Origin of the sequence: Serratia sp. PL17 (assembly GCF_017832355.1) — a bacterium.
Classification (GTDB): Bacteria; Pseudomonadota; Gammaproteobacteria; order Enterobacterales; family Enterobacteriaceae; genus Serratia.
This window is the reverse complement of the sequence record NZ_JAFIBY010000001.1, coordinates 1,500,150-1,515,216: the sequence shown is the minus strand read 5'-3', so window position 1 is coordinate 1,515,216 and position 15,067 is coordinate 1,500,150. Positions and strand designations below refer to the sequence as shown.

Here is a 15,067-nt window from a genome sequence, read left to right as displayed (position 1 = left end):
TTCAGCATAACGCGGGGTTCCGCGATACGCCATGCAGATCTTTGTGCTAGCGCAGCGGACGTCCGCCATCAACGCCGTGGGTACGGCCTGTGACATAACGACTGCTGAGCAAGTAGTTCACCAGGTTAACCACTTCACTCTCGCCGGGGGCGATTTTCATCAGTGACTTTGCCAGTGCCTGTTGACGATAAGGCTCATCGTCGCCTGGATTGAAAATAATCAGCGCCGGCGCGATGGCGTTCACTTTAACTTCTGGTGCCAGCTTGCGGGCAAATGAGCGCGTCATGTTGTCCAATGCAGCCTTACTGGCCGCATAGGCAATGTGTTTATCGCTGCCTTTTTCCACCACATAGTCGGTCAGGTGGATAATATCCGCCCCGGCTTGTCCCTGACCCAGCAGGCAGGGTTCCAGTAATTGATTCAGTAGATAAGGCGTGTAAACGTGAATTTGCAACATCGCTGCCATGACTTGCTCTGGCGGTACTTCTGGCGACTCTGCCTGCCAGGCACTGGCGTTGTGGATCACGGCACGCAGTTTAGGCGCGATTAGACGGACTTGCTCGGCAAAAAGGTAGATACCGTCGTGCGTTGAAAAATCCCCCTGAATGCAGATTGCCCCCAGTCCTTTCAGCTCGTTCAACGCCGGGTAGTCACTGCGATAGGCAATGATAACGGGAATATCGCGTTGCAAGAATGACTTGGCCAGTGCCAGACCAATCCGGCGTGCGCCGCCTGTTATCAGCACCGGGGCTGAGTTGTGATGTTCCATTGATTAAAGCTCCTGGACAGACTGGCAAACAATAGGGGAATTATGCCATTATACGGCGGAAATTCGTTAAAGCTTCGCATCGATTATCCATTTCAGGATGTAATACCCAGGCAATGAGAGGAAGGGATGAACAGCAGTCACCTTGCACCCGTCGCCCGCAGTGAAAAAATCTGCTTTGATTACATGGAATTTCTGTCTGCATCGTGCAAGAAGCACTGGCGATTTGTTGATGCAATCTACGGTGTGATGCCATTTTTTGGCATGGTATTGAAGTCTCAGGCAAGTGCCACACAAACGCGGAAAGAGCATTTGAAGGCGTTGGCGTTGCAGGTCGTGTCCACCCAGGTCAGCGACGAAGCCAATATTGTACGCCTGATAGATCTGGCTCAGCAGCAGGGCTTGGCGGTATTTGAGATTAAATTGCCGTATGCATTGGATACGCAGCAATTGGCGACCATTCAACAAGAGTGTGTCGAGGGCGTTATCATTTCTCAGGTTGAAGAACGCATGACGATCAGTCTGCGCATCTCCCAAGGTAATTAACCGGGTGGTCCCACCCGGTCATACACGACTTATTGCAGCATAAACCAGCCCGCCGGCACCGTTGCCACCAGCAAGAGTAGAATACTGCCTTTTTCCAGTTGATTCAGCAGCTTGACGTCATCATGCCCATGTCTGGCATAGATGAATACCAATAACCCCGGTGCATATAACAGAACCGACATCAGCAAGTGCATCAATCCTGATGCGTAAAGCAGCCAAATCCCATACAAGCAGGCACCTGTCGCAGCGAACATCAGGCGTTTATCCTGACGACGGATTGCCACCTTGAACAGGAAGGCGCCGACCAGGAAATAGGGCACCAGAATCATTTCTGACGCGATAGTCAGCAAGGAGTTGTAGTTGCTGCCTGTGAGCCAAATCAACACCAGAGCGAACTGTACCGCAATGTTGGTCAGCCAAAGGGACGCTGACGGCGCGTGATTCTTATTTTGCTTACGGAATATTTTGGGGAAGGCACCATGTTGTGCGGCCAGAAGCGGCACTTCGGCGGCCATGATTGTCCAGCTCAGGTAGGCGCCACAGACTGACACGATCAATCCGGCAGCGATGATCACATCACCCCAGGGACCAATCAAATCAACCATCAGCACGGCCATGGACGGGTTGCGCATCTCGGCTAATTCACTGCGTGGTACAACACCCAAGGATAGCAGCGTGACCAGCAAATACACGGCCAGCGCAGAAATCACCGCGAGCATGGTGGCACGGCCGACATCCTTTTTATGACGTGCCCGCGCCGAAACCACCACGGCACCTTCTACCCCGATAAATACCCACAGGGTAATCAGCATGGTGTTTTTTACTTGTTCCCACACGGGTTTACCCAGCGCGACGCCGTGGAAATCCAGGGTAAACACATCCATGTTGAACGCTATCGCCGCCAAGACGGCGAACATTCCCAGGGGCAACAACTTGGCCAACGTTGCGACCAGATTGATGCTGGCGGCCGTTTGTACGCCGCGTAACACCAATGCATGCACGATCCACAGCAGCACAGACTCGGCCAACAGTGCCTGCCAGGTATTACCGTCACCCAGAATGACCTCGCCGCCGCGATCGGTGAATAAACTCAGTGCAGCGAACACGATCACCAGATAAGAAACGTTGGCAATCACCGCACATAGCCAGTAACCCCAGGCAGAACAGAAACCCACCAGCTCACCGAAACCTTCTTTCGCATAGGTGAAGATACCGCCGTCCAGATCAGGCCGTAAGCGGGTAAGTAACAGCATGGCAAAAGCCAGGAACAGGATGCCCACGCCGGTAATCGCCCAACCCAGCAACAGCGCTGCAGGGCTGGCGACCTGCGCCATGTTTTGCGGCAGGCTGAAAACGCCGGCGCCCAGCATTGAGCTGAGTACCAATGCCGTTAACGCGGTAAGACCTAGTTTTTTTTCCAATGACGGATCCTGAACGCAGAATAAACAACTGGGAGGGAACTGCTTGGCAGTAACAACGTAATGGCAATTACTGAACAAATAGACAATAGCCCTAAAAATTGGCGCAAATTTTACGGATGGATCGGTGTGGATGCAATGATTGAATATGCGAAATTTACAAAAAACTATTCAATTGAGTGAGGGGATATGCAACAAAAAAACGGGCAGCTCAATGGCTGCCCGATGGTAAACCTTAAAGTGGAACTTATTTGAACAAGTCGGCGCTGACGGTCAGGTTGCCGCCGCTCTTGTTCTGCCACTGACGGGTCACGTGATAGTACTTGGCGCCTTTCTCGGCTGCACGTTTCGCCACTTCGGTGGAGACGTCAGTCATGCTGTTGAAGTGGCCAGTGAAGGTCACAGAATCAAACGGCACCATCTGCGCAGCAGTCACGTTGTTCACTTCCTGGATCTTGGTGCCATTTGGCAGCGTGACGGTATAACGTTGACCGGTAGAAGACTGCGTCTCGAAGAAACGGCCTACGTCGCGGCTTGGCGAACCTGAAGATGCCACGCCCGGGATTTCAACCTTGGCAGCAGCAGCACCACCGGCAGCTAACGCGGCTCTACCGGCATCAGAGTCGGCAGGGATCGCATCCGGGCTCTGAACAACACGCTTAGGAGCATCGGCTTTGTAAATGTAAGCCGTGATGAACTGGTTGCCCCCCTGGTTGGCATCAACCTGGCGCACGATAAAGAAGGAGGCTGCGCCTTTCTTTTTCGCTTCTTTGGTGATGGCATCGTTGATGTCTGGCTGGCTGCGGTAGAAGCCGCTGACGCTTACCGTATCGTAAGGCTCCAGCAGGAAGGCTTGCTCTTTCGGCAGTTCAGTGACGCCATTAATAACGCGGTATTTTGGCTCTTTGCTCACTTCTGGCGCATCTTTATGATAAAGGTCTGCGGTGACGCGCCAGTTGCCGCCATTGTTGCTGTTATTGCTATCCTGAATGTAGAAGGCGTCTGCACCCAGCTTGTCTGCACGGCGAGAAACGGCATCAACGGCTTCATTGATGGCATTAAAGCGGCCGGTAATCGTGATGCGATCAAACGGCTTCAACGCCGCTGCTTTTTCAGGAGTTAACTCTTGCGCTGCATGAGCAGACAGGGCAGTGAGTGATAACAAGGCTGATGCGATGATCGTGTTCTTCAGCTTCATAAAAAATCCTTTCGCCTAGCGCATTAACGTTTATAACGTGCTGAACTGTTTAGGTGTAATTCAGCCGCCGATTATTACATGTAATCTCGACCAGTGTCTCAGCATTTTATGTCATCCCATGAGACAAATCCCACAAAGGTGAGTGCCGATTATTTTGTGCAGAATCACCATAAGTTTCAATAATAAAGCCTTTGATGTCATAAGTGTTAATTATTCACAATTTTATAACTTTCATGCGTTCCAGCCGCGTGATGCCAGATGTCATCCAGTGAAAGAGAATCACAATGTGCCCGTTAAAACGGCATTCCAGCGGGCTTTTTAACTTTAAATTGCGATTTGTCATAACGTTGCCCAGATTTTTATGTAAAAACAGACCTGAATACGTAAGCAATTATGGATCATCGATCATATTTTCAGTAGGTTATAGATGACGCCTTAATTTGCTGCCGATAAGGTTAAGAAAAAACTTGTCAGCCGGCGCCATCGCTATGGGGTAGAAGATAATAAACATCATCAAAGACAGGTGAGAAGGGAACATTATGCGTATTGGTGTACCAAGAGAACGGTTGGCCAATGAAGCTCGGGTTGCAGCAACGCCGAAAACGGTGGAACAACTGCTGAAGCTGGGCTTTACCGTCGCGATCGAAAGCGGGGCGGGTAAACTGGCAAGCTTTGACGATGTCGCTTATGAAGCAGCAGGGGCGACGATTACCGATACTGCCGATGTCTGGCAGTCAGATCTGATTTTGAAAGTTAACGCGCCGCTTGAGGACGAAATCGCGTTAATGCGTGAGGGCAGCACCCTGGTCAGCTTTATTTGGCCAGCGCAAAATCCTGAATTGATCGCGAAGCTGGCTGCACGCAATGTCACAGCGATGGCGATGGATTCGGTACCGCGTATCTCACGTGCGCAATCTATGGATGCATTAAGCTCAATGGCCAATATCGCGGGCTACCGGGCAATTGTTGAAGCCGCACACGAATTTGGCCGCTTCTTCACCGGCCAGATTACCGCTGCCGGTAAGGTTCCACCGGCCAAGGTGATGATCATCGGTGCTGGCGTAGCGGGTCTGGCGGCCATTGGCGCGGCAGGTAGTCTGGGGGCGATTGTTCGCGCCTTTGATACCCGTCCGGAAGTAAAAGAGCAAGTGCAGAGCATGGGCGCGGAATTCCTCGAGTTAGATTTTGAGGAAGAAGCGGGCAGCGGCGACGGCTATGCCAAAGTGATGTCCGAGGCCTTCATCAAGGCCGAGATGGCCTTGTTTGCTGCACAGGCAGCCGAGGTCGACATTATTGTGACCACCGCCTTGATCCCAGGTAAACCTGCGCCGAAGTTGATCACCAAAGAGATGGTGGCGTCGATGAAGCCAGGCAGCGTGATTGTCGATCTGGCTGCGCAAAACGGCGGTAACTGTGAGCTAACCGTCGCCGATCGCGTCACCGTGACTGACAACGGCGTGAAAATCATAGGTTATACCGATCTGCCAAGCCGCCTGCCGACCCAATCCTCACAGCTTTATGGCACCAACCTGGTCAACCTGCTGAAGCTGCTGTCGAAAGAGAAAAACGGTGAAATCGATGTCGACTTCGACGATACCGTTATCCGCGGCGTTACCGTGGTGCGCAGTGGCGAAGTCACCTGGCCGGCACCGCCAATCCAGGTCTCCGCCCAGCCTAAACAGGCACAGGCAGCGGCCCCGATCGCCAAACCAGTGGAAAAACCGGTTTCACCTTGGCTGAAGTACGGCCTGATGGCGCTGGCGATTATTCTGTTTGGCTGGTTGGCTGACGCCGCACCGAAAGAGTTCCTGTCTCACTTTACCGTGTTTGCGCTGGCCTGCGTGGTGGGTTACTACGTGGTGTGGAACGTCAGCCATGCATTGCATACCCCGTTGATGTCGGTCACCAATGCGATCTCAGGGATTATCGTGGTCGGTGCGTTATTACAGATTGGTCACGGTGGCTGGGTGAGTTTCCTCTCCTTTATCGCCGTACTGATCGCCAGCATCAATATTTTTGGTGGATTCACCGTCACTCAGCGCATGCTGAAGATGTTCCGCAAGAACTAAGGGGTAACACATGTCTGGAGGATTAGTTACAGCTGCATACATTGTTGCCGCTATTTTGTTTATTTGCAGTCTGGCAGGCCTGTCGCGCCATGAAACGTCGAAACGGGGCAACCTGTTCGGCGTTGCCGGGATGGCCATTGCGCTGATCGCCACCATCCTGGGGCCGGATTCCGGCAACGTAGGCTGGATAATCATTGCGATGATTATCGGTGGCTCTATCGGTGTCTATCTGGCGAAAAAGGTCGAAATGACCGAAATGCCAGAGTTGGTGGCAGTGTTGCATAGCTTTGTTGGCCTGGCGGCGGTGCTGGTGGGTTTAAATAGCTACCTGGATCACGGCGCACCGATGGAGCCGGTGATGGAAAATATCCATCTGACCGAAGTCTTCCTCGGGATCTTTATCGGTGCGGTGACCTTCACCGGTTCGATTGTCGCGTTCGGTAAACTGCGCGGCATTATCTCGTCCAAACCGCTGGCGCTGCCAAATCGTCATAAAATGAACCTGGCTGCACTGGTCGTATCCTTCCTGTTGCTGGTGGTGTTCGTTCGTGCCGACAGCGTGGGCTGGCAGGCTGTGGCATTGGTGCTGATGACTGCCATTGCGCTGGCGTTTGGCTGGCATCTGGTGGCTTCCATCGGCGGTGCCGATATGCCCGTGGTGGTGTCGATGCTCAACTCCTATTCTGGCTGGGCGGCGGCGGCGGCGGGCTTCATGCTGAGCAACGATCTGCTGATCGTGACCGGTGCGTTGGTGGGGTCTTCAGGGGCCATTCTGTCTTACATTATGTGCAAGGCGATGAACCGTTCGTTTATCAGCGTGATTGCCGGTGGTTTCGGGACTGACGGCTCGTCGACCGGTAATGCGGAAGAAATGGGCGAGTATCGCGAAACCACGGCGGAAGACGTGGCCGAGCAGTTGAAGAACTCCACGTCGGTGATCATCACCCCAGGCTACGGTATGGCTGTCGCGCAGGCACAATACCCGGTGGCGGAGATTACCGAGAAACTGCGTGCACGTGGTGTCAAGGTGCGCTTCGGTATTCATCCCGTCGCTGGGCGCTTGCCGGGGCACATGAATGTGCTGTTGGCGGAAGCCAAGGTGCCGTACGACGTGGTGCTGGAGATGGACGAAATCAACGACGATTTCGCCGATACCGATACCGTGTTGGTGATCGGGGCTAATGACACGGTGAACCCAGCCGCGCTGGAAGATCCGCGCAGCCCAATTGCCGGTATGCCAGTGCTTGAAGTGTGGAAAGCGCAGAACGTCATCGCCTTTAAACGTTCAATGAACACCGGCTATGCCGGCGTGCAGAACCCGCTGTTCTTTAAAGAGAACACTCAAATGCTGTTTGGCGATGCCAAAGAGAGTGTGGAAGCGATACTGCGTGCGCTGCAGGCGTAACGGAAGCAAATAAAAACGGGCCTATCAGGCCCGTTTTTTTATGCGGCAAACATCAATCTTCGTCGTCGTGCTCGTCGTCTTCGTCAGCTTCGATCGGGCAATTGAAGTTATCCGGTTTAATGACCAACAGATCGCATTTTAGATGATCGATCACGTGTTCTGCCGTGTTACCGATAAAGGCTGCAGAAATGCCGGTACGGCCTAGCGTACCCAACACCACCACACCCGCCTGTAAATGCTCCGCTAAATCGGGAATGACCTCTTCAGGCAGGCCTTTTTCAACGTGGGTAAATTCTTCGTTAATGCAGAACTTTTGTCTTAGCGCCTTCATGGCGATCAGATGTTGCCCACGGATGGCGTCGTTATAAACACTGGGGTCAAAATCGGGCAATTCAATGGCGATATTGATCGGGGTAACCGGGTAGGCGCCGACCAGATGAACTTCCGTTTGGTTAACATTGTGCGCCAGCTCAACCGTTTCTTGGACGAGCTTGATGTTCAACGGATCGTGGTAGGGCTCTTCACTGGCCAGGTTGACGGCAACCACGGCTTTGCTGCCGTCCTGCCAGGGTTGATCTTTAACCATCCACACTGGACAAGGGCATTTGCGTAACAGATGCCAGTCGGTTGGGGTGAAAATGACGGATTCGAGGCGGTCATGTTGGTGCGCCATTTTCAGCAGCAAATCGTGCTTGCCGGCGATCACCTCCTGAATAATCGCCTCATAAGGGCGGTTATGCCAGACCACTTTGATTTCAATAGGAACGCCTTCGTCGAGGTAAAAACGGCATTGCTCGTTGATCCATGCGGCACGTTGGCTAATAACGCCTTGCCGCATCGCCGTTCTTTCGTCTGGAGAGAGTAGGGTCGTCATCTCGTAAGAGAAGTCGTAAATAGGCAGGAAGGCCTTAATGCGCCCGCCATTGCGTTTTATCAGGTACACCGCGCGACGCAATGCCGGCTGGTCATCCTGATTGGGGTCAATAGCCACCAGAAGATTCTGATACTTCGCCATAGGGCCTCCTTACAGCTGAAAATCAACAGTCTGTCAATTTACAGAGTAACCCAACATTGAAAAACAGAACAGCAGCAGAGGTTGTGCTGGGTCAATAATTCTGTGGAATTACTAACCCAGCATAGGATCAGGCGTTTACGGTCACGTTAATACGTGGCGTACCGGCCAACACCGACAGGGCGTCGACGTTTTCGATGGTAATGTATTTGCCTTTAACGCTCAGGATCTCGCTTTTCTGGAAGCGCCCAAGCAGGCGACTGATGGTTTCTACCGTCAGGCCAAGATAGTTGCCGATATCGCCACGGGTCATGGTCAGGCGGAACTCGCGTGGTGAAAAGCCGCGTTCAGCAAAACGACGTGACAGGTTGTAGACAAACGCCGCCAGGCGCTCTTCGGCATTTTTCTTCGACAGCAGCAGGATCATGTCTTGATCGCCTTTAATCTCGCCGCTCATCAGACGCATGATTTGTTGGCGAAGATTCGGCATTTTACCCGAGAGATCATCCAGCGTTTCGAAAGGGATCTCACACACCATGGACGTTTCCAACGCCTGAGCAAAGCTCGGGTGTTTTAATCCGCCAATGGCATCAAAACCCACCAGATCGCCCGCCAGATGGAAGCCGGTGATTTGCTCATCGCCTTGTTCGGTGATGGTGTAGCTCTTGATTGTCCCGGAGCGGATAGCGTACAGCGATTTCAGTTCATCGCCGGCCTTGAACAGGGTCTGGCCCTTCTGGATAGGCTTTTTCCTTTCGATAATGTTGTCGAGCTGGTCTAGCTCATGGGCATTAAGAGTAAAAGGAATACACAGCTGGCTGATACTGCAATCCTGACAATGGATCGCACAACCACCAGACTGGATACGACGAATCACGCGTTTTTCCGGGATCATAGATTACGCTCATTCAATAATTGATATGCGTCAATTTTAACATCTTTTCCGGCAGGTGATAAGGGTGGCATTAATAAGAACGGGGGCATTCTGTGCGAATTTCACGCGACCATGCCGCCGATTATTCTGTAGTTACCTGAAATGTTTTGATTTATTTGTTACTTACACCGGCAGATTGCCGATGCGCTGGTGACCGCAGGTGAAAGAGAAAGTCAGGCCCACACCGCGGATTTTTAGGTAAGCAATATTTAACCCTGCTCATCCAAGGTGCTTTCCGCCGTATCAAGTCAATATTTGTACACATTTGCTGGCGAAAACCGATCGTATTCATCCCAATCGTTGCCGCAGATAAAACGCTCCGTGGCGTTATCTTGCTCACTATGGGTGTGGTGACAATCAGATTCAGGAGTGAATGATGAAAAAGGTCATGTTATTGATGCTGGCGGCCGGAGCATTGATGTCGGCCAGCGCTGCCTCGTTTGCACACGGCTACTATGGGCATGGCTATTACGGTCATGGTTATTATGGCCACGGATACTATGGCCACGGGTACTACGGTCCCAACGTGGTGATTGGTATCCCTTGGGGACCCCCTCCGGTTTATTATGCGCCACCGCCGGTGGTGTATGTAGCACCGCCGCCGCCACAAAACTACATAGAAAAGGCACCCAATTACGCGTACTACTGCCGACGTCCCGCGGGCTATTACCCGCAAGTAGCACGTTGCCCTGACGGTTGGATGAAAGTGGTAACAGATGGCCCGACATCTCGGTGACTCTAAGGCGGATCAGTGATGAAATTTTTTCCTGTTTTTACGTTACTGGCTTTGGCTGCCGGGCTGTGTGGTTGCGTTTCGCCGCCGACCGGTCCGGATGTGATGGCTTTACCGGGCACAGGCAAAAGCTATGAACAATTCAATCGTGATGAGGCGATGTGCCGCGGCTATGCGCAAAATAGCGTGAATGGCGGTGCCCAGAGCGCGTCTAATAATGCGGCGGGTACTGCCGCAGCGGGTACGCTGGTTGGTGCGGCCGCGGGGGCATTAATCGGTGCGGCATCGGGTAATGCGGGGCCAGGGGCGCTTATTGGTGCCGGCGGTGGATTATTGGTAGGCAGTTCAATGGCCAGCGGCGGCGCGTCGGAGAGTTCTGGAGATTTGCAAGATCGCTACGATACGGTCTACAGCCAATGTATGTATGCCAAAGGCAATAAAGTACCGGTGGCCTATGGCTACGGCAGCGCGGATATGCAACAAGCCTCACCGGTTCCGCCGGACTATTACCCACCGCCAACGGATCGCGGGGCACCGCCGGATTACGTCCCACGCTAATAGCGCCGGGATATCGCACTTTTCCTGTGATATCCCGCCAATGGCTGATTAAAGCAGATCGTTTTGCAAATACCCTTCATGTTTCAACAGCCACGCTTTGCGCTGAACACCGCCGGCATAGCCGGTCAAGGCACCTTGTGAACCAATCACACGATGACAAGGCACCACGATGCTGATTGGGTTAGAGCCGTTTGCCATACCGACCGCCCGGGAGGCCGTTGGGCGACCGATGCGCTTTGCCAATTCTCCGTAAGTAATGATCTCACCGCACGGGATCTGGCGCAGCTGCTGCCACACCGTGCGCTGGAATTCTGTACCTGCTGTCATTACCGGCACGCTGTTGATCACGTCCAACTCACCGGAGAAATACCGCTGCATGATGTCAGTCAGGCCGCCAGGATTGTGCTTGTCTACCAGTTGAAAACGATCGGCCCGGTAATGTGTGTTCAGCAGCTTCATCAGGCGTACTTCGTGTTCGGTCCAGTCGATAGCGCGCAAGCGGTCCTGCTCATCGGCAATCAAAACCAGCTCGCCCACTGGCGTCGCCATACGGTCAATAAAAAAAGTCTGCATTTTGATCACTCCTCTCGTTTGATGGGCAGATTATTACATGAAATGCAGCGGAGCGATGGCGGATTTCGGACATGAAGATGGGCAACCGGGGGTTGCCCATTTCAACGTAATGATGTGAACAGAGCATAGTTCAGGGTGCGAAGTGATAAAATAAATTTATAAAATACAAATATTATTTTATCAGTTAAAACAGTGTTAACAATAAACATCACTACGAGTTACTTGTAGCTTATCGTGATGTTCTTTAATCGATGGTCATTATTTACTGATTCGGTGGTTACATTAGAAACCAATTCAGATGGCATATTGTTTAATGACGTTGTGACAATGCCGTTGCCGTTTGTTGAACCTGTGCCGAAGCAATTGGAAACGAGTTCTTCATTTCTCTGTTTAATGTTACAGGCTGGCGACGTGATTTCTCCGACAAAGCGAATGGTGCCTGAGGCTACAGGGTGGCTGGAGCCTGTGGCGGCCTGTAAGGTGGCGGGAATAAGGGCCAGAAGTGCGAGTACGATAAGAGAACGCTTCATTATTAACTCCTCTTCTAAAATGAAAAACAAACAAGTGGTGCCAATTAAATAAAAACAAAATAGGTGTTAATGACGATTCTCGAACAAGTTTACGCAGCGCAATTGCGAATGGTTTATATACTATTCTTAATTCTTTGTGTTGCGGATTTAATAATAGGGAGGGGGTGTGGCTAAAACCATGATTTAGATCATAGTGAAGGCGGCTTAATGATTAGCAGGCGAACGTGGCGGATGTACTGTGAACTGTGTCACGATAAAAACGCCCCTGGCCGCAGTTGCCAATGCCACTGCCACTGCGGCCAAACATAAAGCACTATTCTGGGTTACAGCATACCGCTGCTACCGCAAATGCGGATCTTCTCTGCGACCACCTCTTTCATTGCCAGCTTGCCGGGTACGATGTATTTGCGTGGATCGTTGGCGTCCGGATGCTGAGCGAAATAGCTCTTCACGGCATCAGCAAAGGCGATTTTCAGCTCGGTGGCCACGTTGACCTTGCATACACCCAGCGAAATCGCGCGTTTCACCATGGCTTCAGGAATTCCGGATGCGCCGTGCAACACCAGGGGAATGTCGACGTGCTCACGGATCAGCGCCAAGCGTTCGAAATCCAGTTTGGGTTCACCCTGGTATAGCCCATGGGCAGAACCAATGGCTACCGCGAGCGAGTCTATGCCGGTAGCGGTGACAAACTCTCGCGCGGCGGCGGGATCGGTAAAGAAACTGTCTGCGGAGTCGACAATCAAGTCATCCTCCTGGCCACCCAGGCGACCCAGTTCTGCTTCCACACTGGCCCCATAGCGATGACATAAGGCGACGGCCTCGGCGACTTTGGCGATGTTCTGTGCGAAGGGCAAGTGCGATCCGTCAATCATCACTGAGCGGATGCCGTTTTTGACCTTGAACTCGATATCATCCATTTCTTCATGATGATCAAGGTGCAGCGCAAAGGGCAGATCGTAACGGTGCGCTGCCGCCTGACAGATGCCGATCAAATAGTCGGTACCGGCATAGCTGAAAGTGCCGGGCGTTCCTGCCATGATCACCGGGGATCCCAGCTCTGCGGCGGTTTCCGCCACCACTTGTACAGTTTCCAGGTTATGCACGTTGAACGCGGGTACGGCATAACCCTGGCGCTGCGCTTTTAACAGCATTTCGCGATTGGATATCAGGTACATAGGGGCTCCTTACGCCACAGAAGACGGATAGCGGTAAATGGTAACGCCTTTCACCACGCGGTTAACTTCACCGGTCGGGCACGGATTATCCGGCGTCAGGCCCAGCGCCAGCGAGCTTTCAAATGCCAGCATCTGAGTGAATAACAAGTAGGGGAACAGTAACCAGACGTCATCCTCGGCATGGTGCAGATTCAGTATCATGTCGCTGAGTGGTTGTGTGCTGCCGGTCAAGCCGACCATCTGCATCGCCAAACCGTCACGCTGCAGTTCGTTCCACAAATCGCGATCGTATTGACGGGCATAGTCGCCACTGGAGAACATCAGAAGGACTAACGTCTGGCTATCGACCATAAATTTGGGCCCGTGACGCAAACCGAGCGGGGAGTCGTAGCGGGTAACAATCTGACCGGCTGTCAGTTCCAGCATCTTTAACGATGCCTCTTCCGCAAGCCCGGTAAAACAGCTGCCACCCAGCGTGATGTAGCGCCTGAACCCACTGGCAGCCAAGGTTTTCACCTGAGGTTGCAGTGTCTCGCGAAGTTCACGACAGCGTTCCACCATGGCGCTCAGTGGCCGTTGCGCGTCGGCAAGGGAATAGGGGCCCAGCAACAGCGCTGCGGACAGCATCATGCAGCTAAAGCTGGAGGTCATGGCGAAGCTCTGATCGTTGGAGCCTTGCGGCATCACCAGCGAACAAACGTTATCGCGTTGGTGTGCGTACTGCGCTAGCTTGCTGTCCGGGTTGCACACCAGCATCAGGTGATAGCTTTCGGGCAGCAACTGATCGGCCAATTCCACCGTCGCCACGCTTTCTGGGCTGTTGCCGGAGCGGGCGAAAGAAACCAGCAGCGTAGGGCGCGTCAAGTCGAGGTATTGGTGCGGGTTAGCGACAATATCGGTGGTGCCATAAGCCACAACATCACGGCCCGTTTTCTCGCGGAGCCATGGCGCCAGCGCGCGACCGGCGAAGGCGGAGCTGCCCGCACCGCAAAGCACAATCTGCAAACGGGGATTCGACAGTAACGGGGCAAGGAAAGGTTGCCACTGCGCCTGTTGCGCGTGTAGTTGCTGGTGCAGGGCGGCCCAGAGGTCCGGCTGCTGCCAGATTTCACGTGCGGTATGCAACGCATGCCGTTGCTCCAGCCAGCCCGCATCGTAAGCAAAATAACCATTCATGTTGAAAACTCCTTAAGAAACGTCTGTTAACGGTCGGCGATAATGACGTCGACCCCTAAATGCTTCAGCGCATGCAGGTAGCTTTCCGGAATGCGGCTGTCAGTGACCAAACGTTGGATTTGGCCGATTTCACGGATCATGCAAAAGCTGGTGCGGCCAAATTTGCTGGCGTCTGCGACGGCGATCACTTCGCGTGCGACATCGCACATAGCGCGGTTGAGTTGCGCTTCTCCGGGGTCTGGTGTGGTGATACCACTAAGCAGATCAAAGCCGTCAACGCCGAGAAACAGCTTGTCGAACCGGAACTGGCGCATGTGCTGCTCTGCTGCCGGTCCATACAGCGACCAGGATTTACGCCGTACGCTGCCGCCGACCACCATCAAATCAACCTGTTCGTTGTTGGCCAGTTCGAAAGCGATATTCAATGCATTGGTCATCACCACCAGATCTTTCTTGCCGGCTAACTGCTGTGCCATTTGGCTGGTGGTGGAGCCGGAATCGAGAATGATGGCATCGCCGTCATTGACCAATTCGGCTGCCGCACAGGCAATGGCGAATTTCACATCGCGATTGATACGGCCCTTGTCCTGCAACGGGCGATCGAAGGCGAACTGCTTATTGAGCATTGCGCCCCCATAGGCACGTACGGCGCAGCCGCTTTTTTCCAACTGGCGCAGATCGCTGCGGATAGTGACGCTGGAAACCGAAAACTGGGCGCTGAGTTGTTCGACGCGCACCGAGCCTTCGCGACAAAGCTGGTCGATAATTAATTCCCGTCGTTTTACGGTATTGATCATTAACGCGTGACTCCTGATTTAGCTGTAGTCATACCCGGCCGCGGCGCAATGCGTCGCAGCTAATCTGGCAGGAGTGCTTTCAGTTGTTCGTGTCGAATTACAGCAAACGAAACAGTGAAATGCAATCGGTTATTTTATAAAAAATCATATGTATCAATTGCTTATGTTGATTTT

General features: G+C 52.9%; 15 protein-coding genes. 5 read left to right on the top strand and 10 right to left on the bottom strand.

Going from position 1 to position 15,067, the window contains the following annotated elements:
- Positions 1–46: 46 nt before the first annotated feature.
- Positions 47–769 (bottom strand): dihydromonapterin reductase, encoded by a 723-nt coding sequence (gene folM / locus JOE25_RS07280; protein WP_209633687.1) that lies wholly within the window; start codon positions 767–769, stop codon positions 47–49.
- A 126-nt stretch (positions 770–895) separates the two neighbouring features.
- Between folM and JOE25_RS07275 the strand changes: the two genes are divergently transcribed.
- Positions 896–1,312, top strand: coding sequence for a hypothetical protein (locus JOE25_RS07275; RefSeq protein WP_037415624.1), 417 nt, complete (start codon positions 896–898; stop codon positions 1,310–1,312).
- A 29-nt stretch (positions 1,313–1,341) separates the two neighbouring features.
- Here the strand turns inward: JOE25_RS07275 and JOE25_RS07270 are convergent, their stop codons facing one another.
- Both JOE25_RS07270 and ydgH read right to left on the bottom strand, forming a co-directional pair.
- Complete coding sequence (locus tag JOE25_RS07270; RefSeq protein ID WP_209633685.1) at positions 1,342–2,733, bottom strand: amino acid permease; 1,392 nt, start codon at positions 2,731–2,733, stop codon at positions 1,342–1,344.
- A gap of 244 nt (positions 2,734–2,977) precedes the next feature.
- Entirely contained in the window at positions 2,978–3,928 is a 951-nt protein-coding gene (gene ydgH / locus JOE25_RS07265; RefSeq protein ID WP_209633682.1) for a DUF1471 family protein YdgH, read from the bottom strand.
- A 539-nt stretch (positions 3,929–4,467) separates the two neighbouring features.
- Between ydgH and pntA the strand changes: the two genes are divergently transcribed.
- Positions 4,468–5,997 (top strand): Re/Si-specific NAD(P)(+) transhydrogenase subunit alpha, encoded by a 1,530-nt coding sequence (gene pntA, locus JOE25_RS07260; RefSeq protein WP_209633680.1) that lies wholly within the window; start codon positions 4,468–4,470, stop codon positions 5,995–5,997.
- A 10-nt stretch (positions 5,998–6,007) separates the two neighbouring features.
- Positions 6,008–7,402: a Re/Si-specific NAD(P)(+) transhydrogenase subunit beta gene (gene pntB, locus JOE25_RS07255; protein ID WP_209633678.1), complete on the top strand. Its 1,395-nt coding sequence runs from the start codon at positions 6,008–6,010 to the stop codon at positions 7,400–7,402.
- A gap of 52 nt (positions 7,403–7,454) precedes the next feature.
- Here pntB and uspE read toward each other — a convergent pair whose 3' ends face one another.
- Together uspE and JOE25_RS07245 are read right to left on the bottom strand one after the other, a co-directional pair.
- Positions 7,455–8,417, bottom strand: a complete 963-nt coding sequence (gene uspE / locus JOE25_RS07250) for a universal stress protein UspE (RefSeq protein ID WP_209633676.1) — start codon at positions 8,415–8,417, stop codon at positions 7,455–7,457.
- Between the two features lie 127 nt (positions 8,418–8,544).
- Positions 8,545–9,309: an FNR family transcription factor gene (locus tag JOE25_RS07245; protein WP_012145310.1), complete on the bottom strand. Its 765-nt coding sequence runs from the start codon at positions 9,307–9,309 to the stop codon at positions 8,545–8,547.
- A 415-nt stretch (positions 9,310–9,724) separates the two neighbouring features.
- On the opposite strand from JOE25_RS07245, the gene JOE25_RS07240 reads away from it, so the two are divergent.
- Positions 9,725–10,084: a hypothetical protein gene (locus JOE25_RS07240; RefSeq protein WP_209633674.1), complete on the top strand. Its 360-nt coding sequence runs from the start codon at positions 9,725–9,727 to the stop codon at positions 10,082–10,084.
- A gap of 18 nt (positions 10,085–10,102) precedes the next feature.
- Positions 10,103–10,639 (top strand): glycine zipper family protein, encoded by a 537-nt coding sequence (locus JOE25_RS07235; protein WP_209633672.1) that lies wholly within the window; start codon positions 10,103–10,105, stop codon positions 10,637–10,639.
- 48 nt (positions 10,640–10,687) lie between these two features.
- On the opposite strand, the gene ogt is transcribed toward JOE25_RS07235, so the two are convergent.
- The 5 genes from ogt to agaR all read right to left on the bottom strand — a co-directional run bounded on the left by ogt (position 10,688) and on the right by agaR (position 14,893).
- A complete protein-coding gene (ogt, locus tag JOE25_RS07230) occupies positions 10,688–11,212 on the bottom strand; it encodes a methylated-DNA--[protein]-cysteine S-methyltransferase (protein WP_209633670.1) in 525 nt (174 codons plus the stop codon).
- 218 nt (positions 11,213–11,430) lie between these two features.
- A complete protein-coding gene (locus JOE25_RS07225; protein ID WP_209633668.1) occupies positions 11,431–11,742 on the bottom strand; it encodes a hypothetical protein in 312 nt (103 codons plus the stop codon).
- A gap of 323 nt (positions 11,743–12,065) precedes the next feature.
- A complete protein-coding gene (locus JOE25_RS07220) occupies positions 12,066–12,920 on the bottom strand; it encodes a tagatose bisphosphate family class II aldolase (protein WP_209633666.1) in 855 nt (284 codons plus the stop codon).
- 9 nt (positions 12,921–12,929) lie between these two features.
- Positions 12,930–14,096 carry an SIS domain-containing protein gene (locus JOE25_RS07215; RefSeq protein ID WP_209633664.1) on the bottom strand — a complete coding sequence of 389 codons (1,167 nt, stop codon included), beginning with the start codon at positions 14,094–14,096 and terminating at the stop codon, positions 12,930–12,932.
- Positions 14,097–14,122: 26 nt separating this feature from the next.
- Complete coding sequence (gene agaR / locus JOE25_RS07210) at positions 14,123–14,893, bottom strand: transcriptional repressor AgaR (protein WP_209633661.1); 771 nt, start codon at positions 14,891–14,893, stop codon at positions 14,123–14,125.
- Between the last annotated feature and the right edge of the window lie 174 nt (positions 14,894–15,067).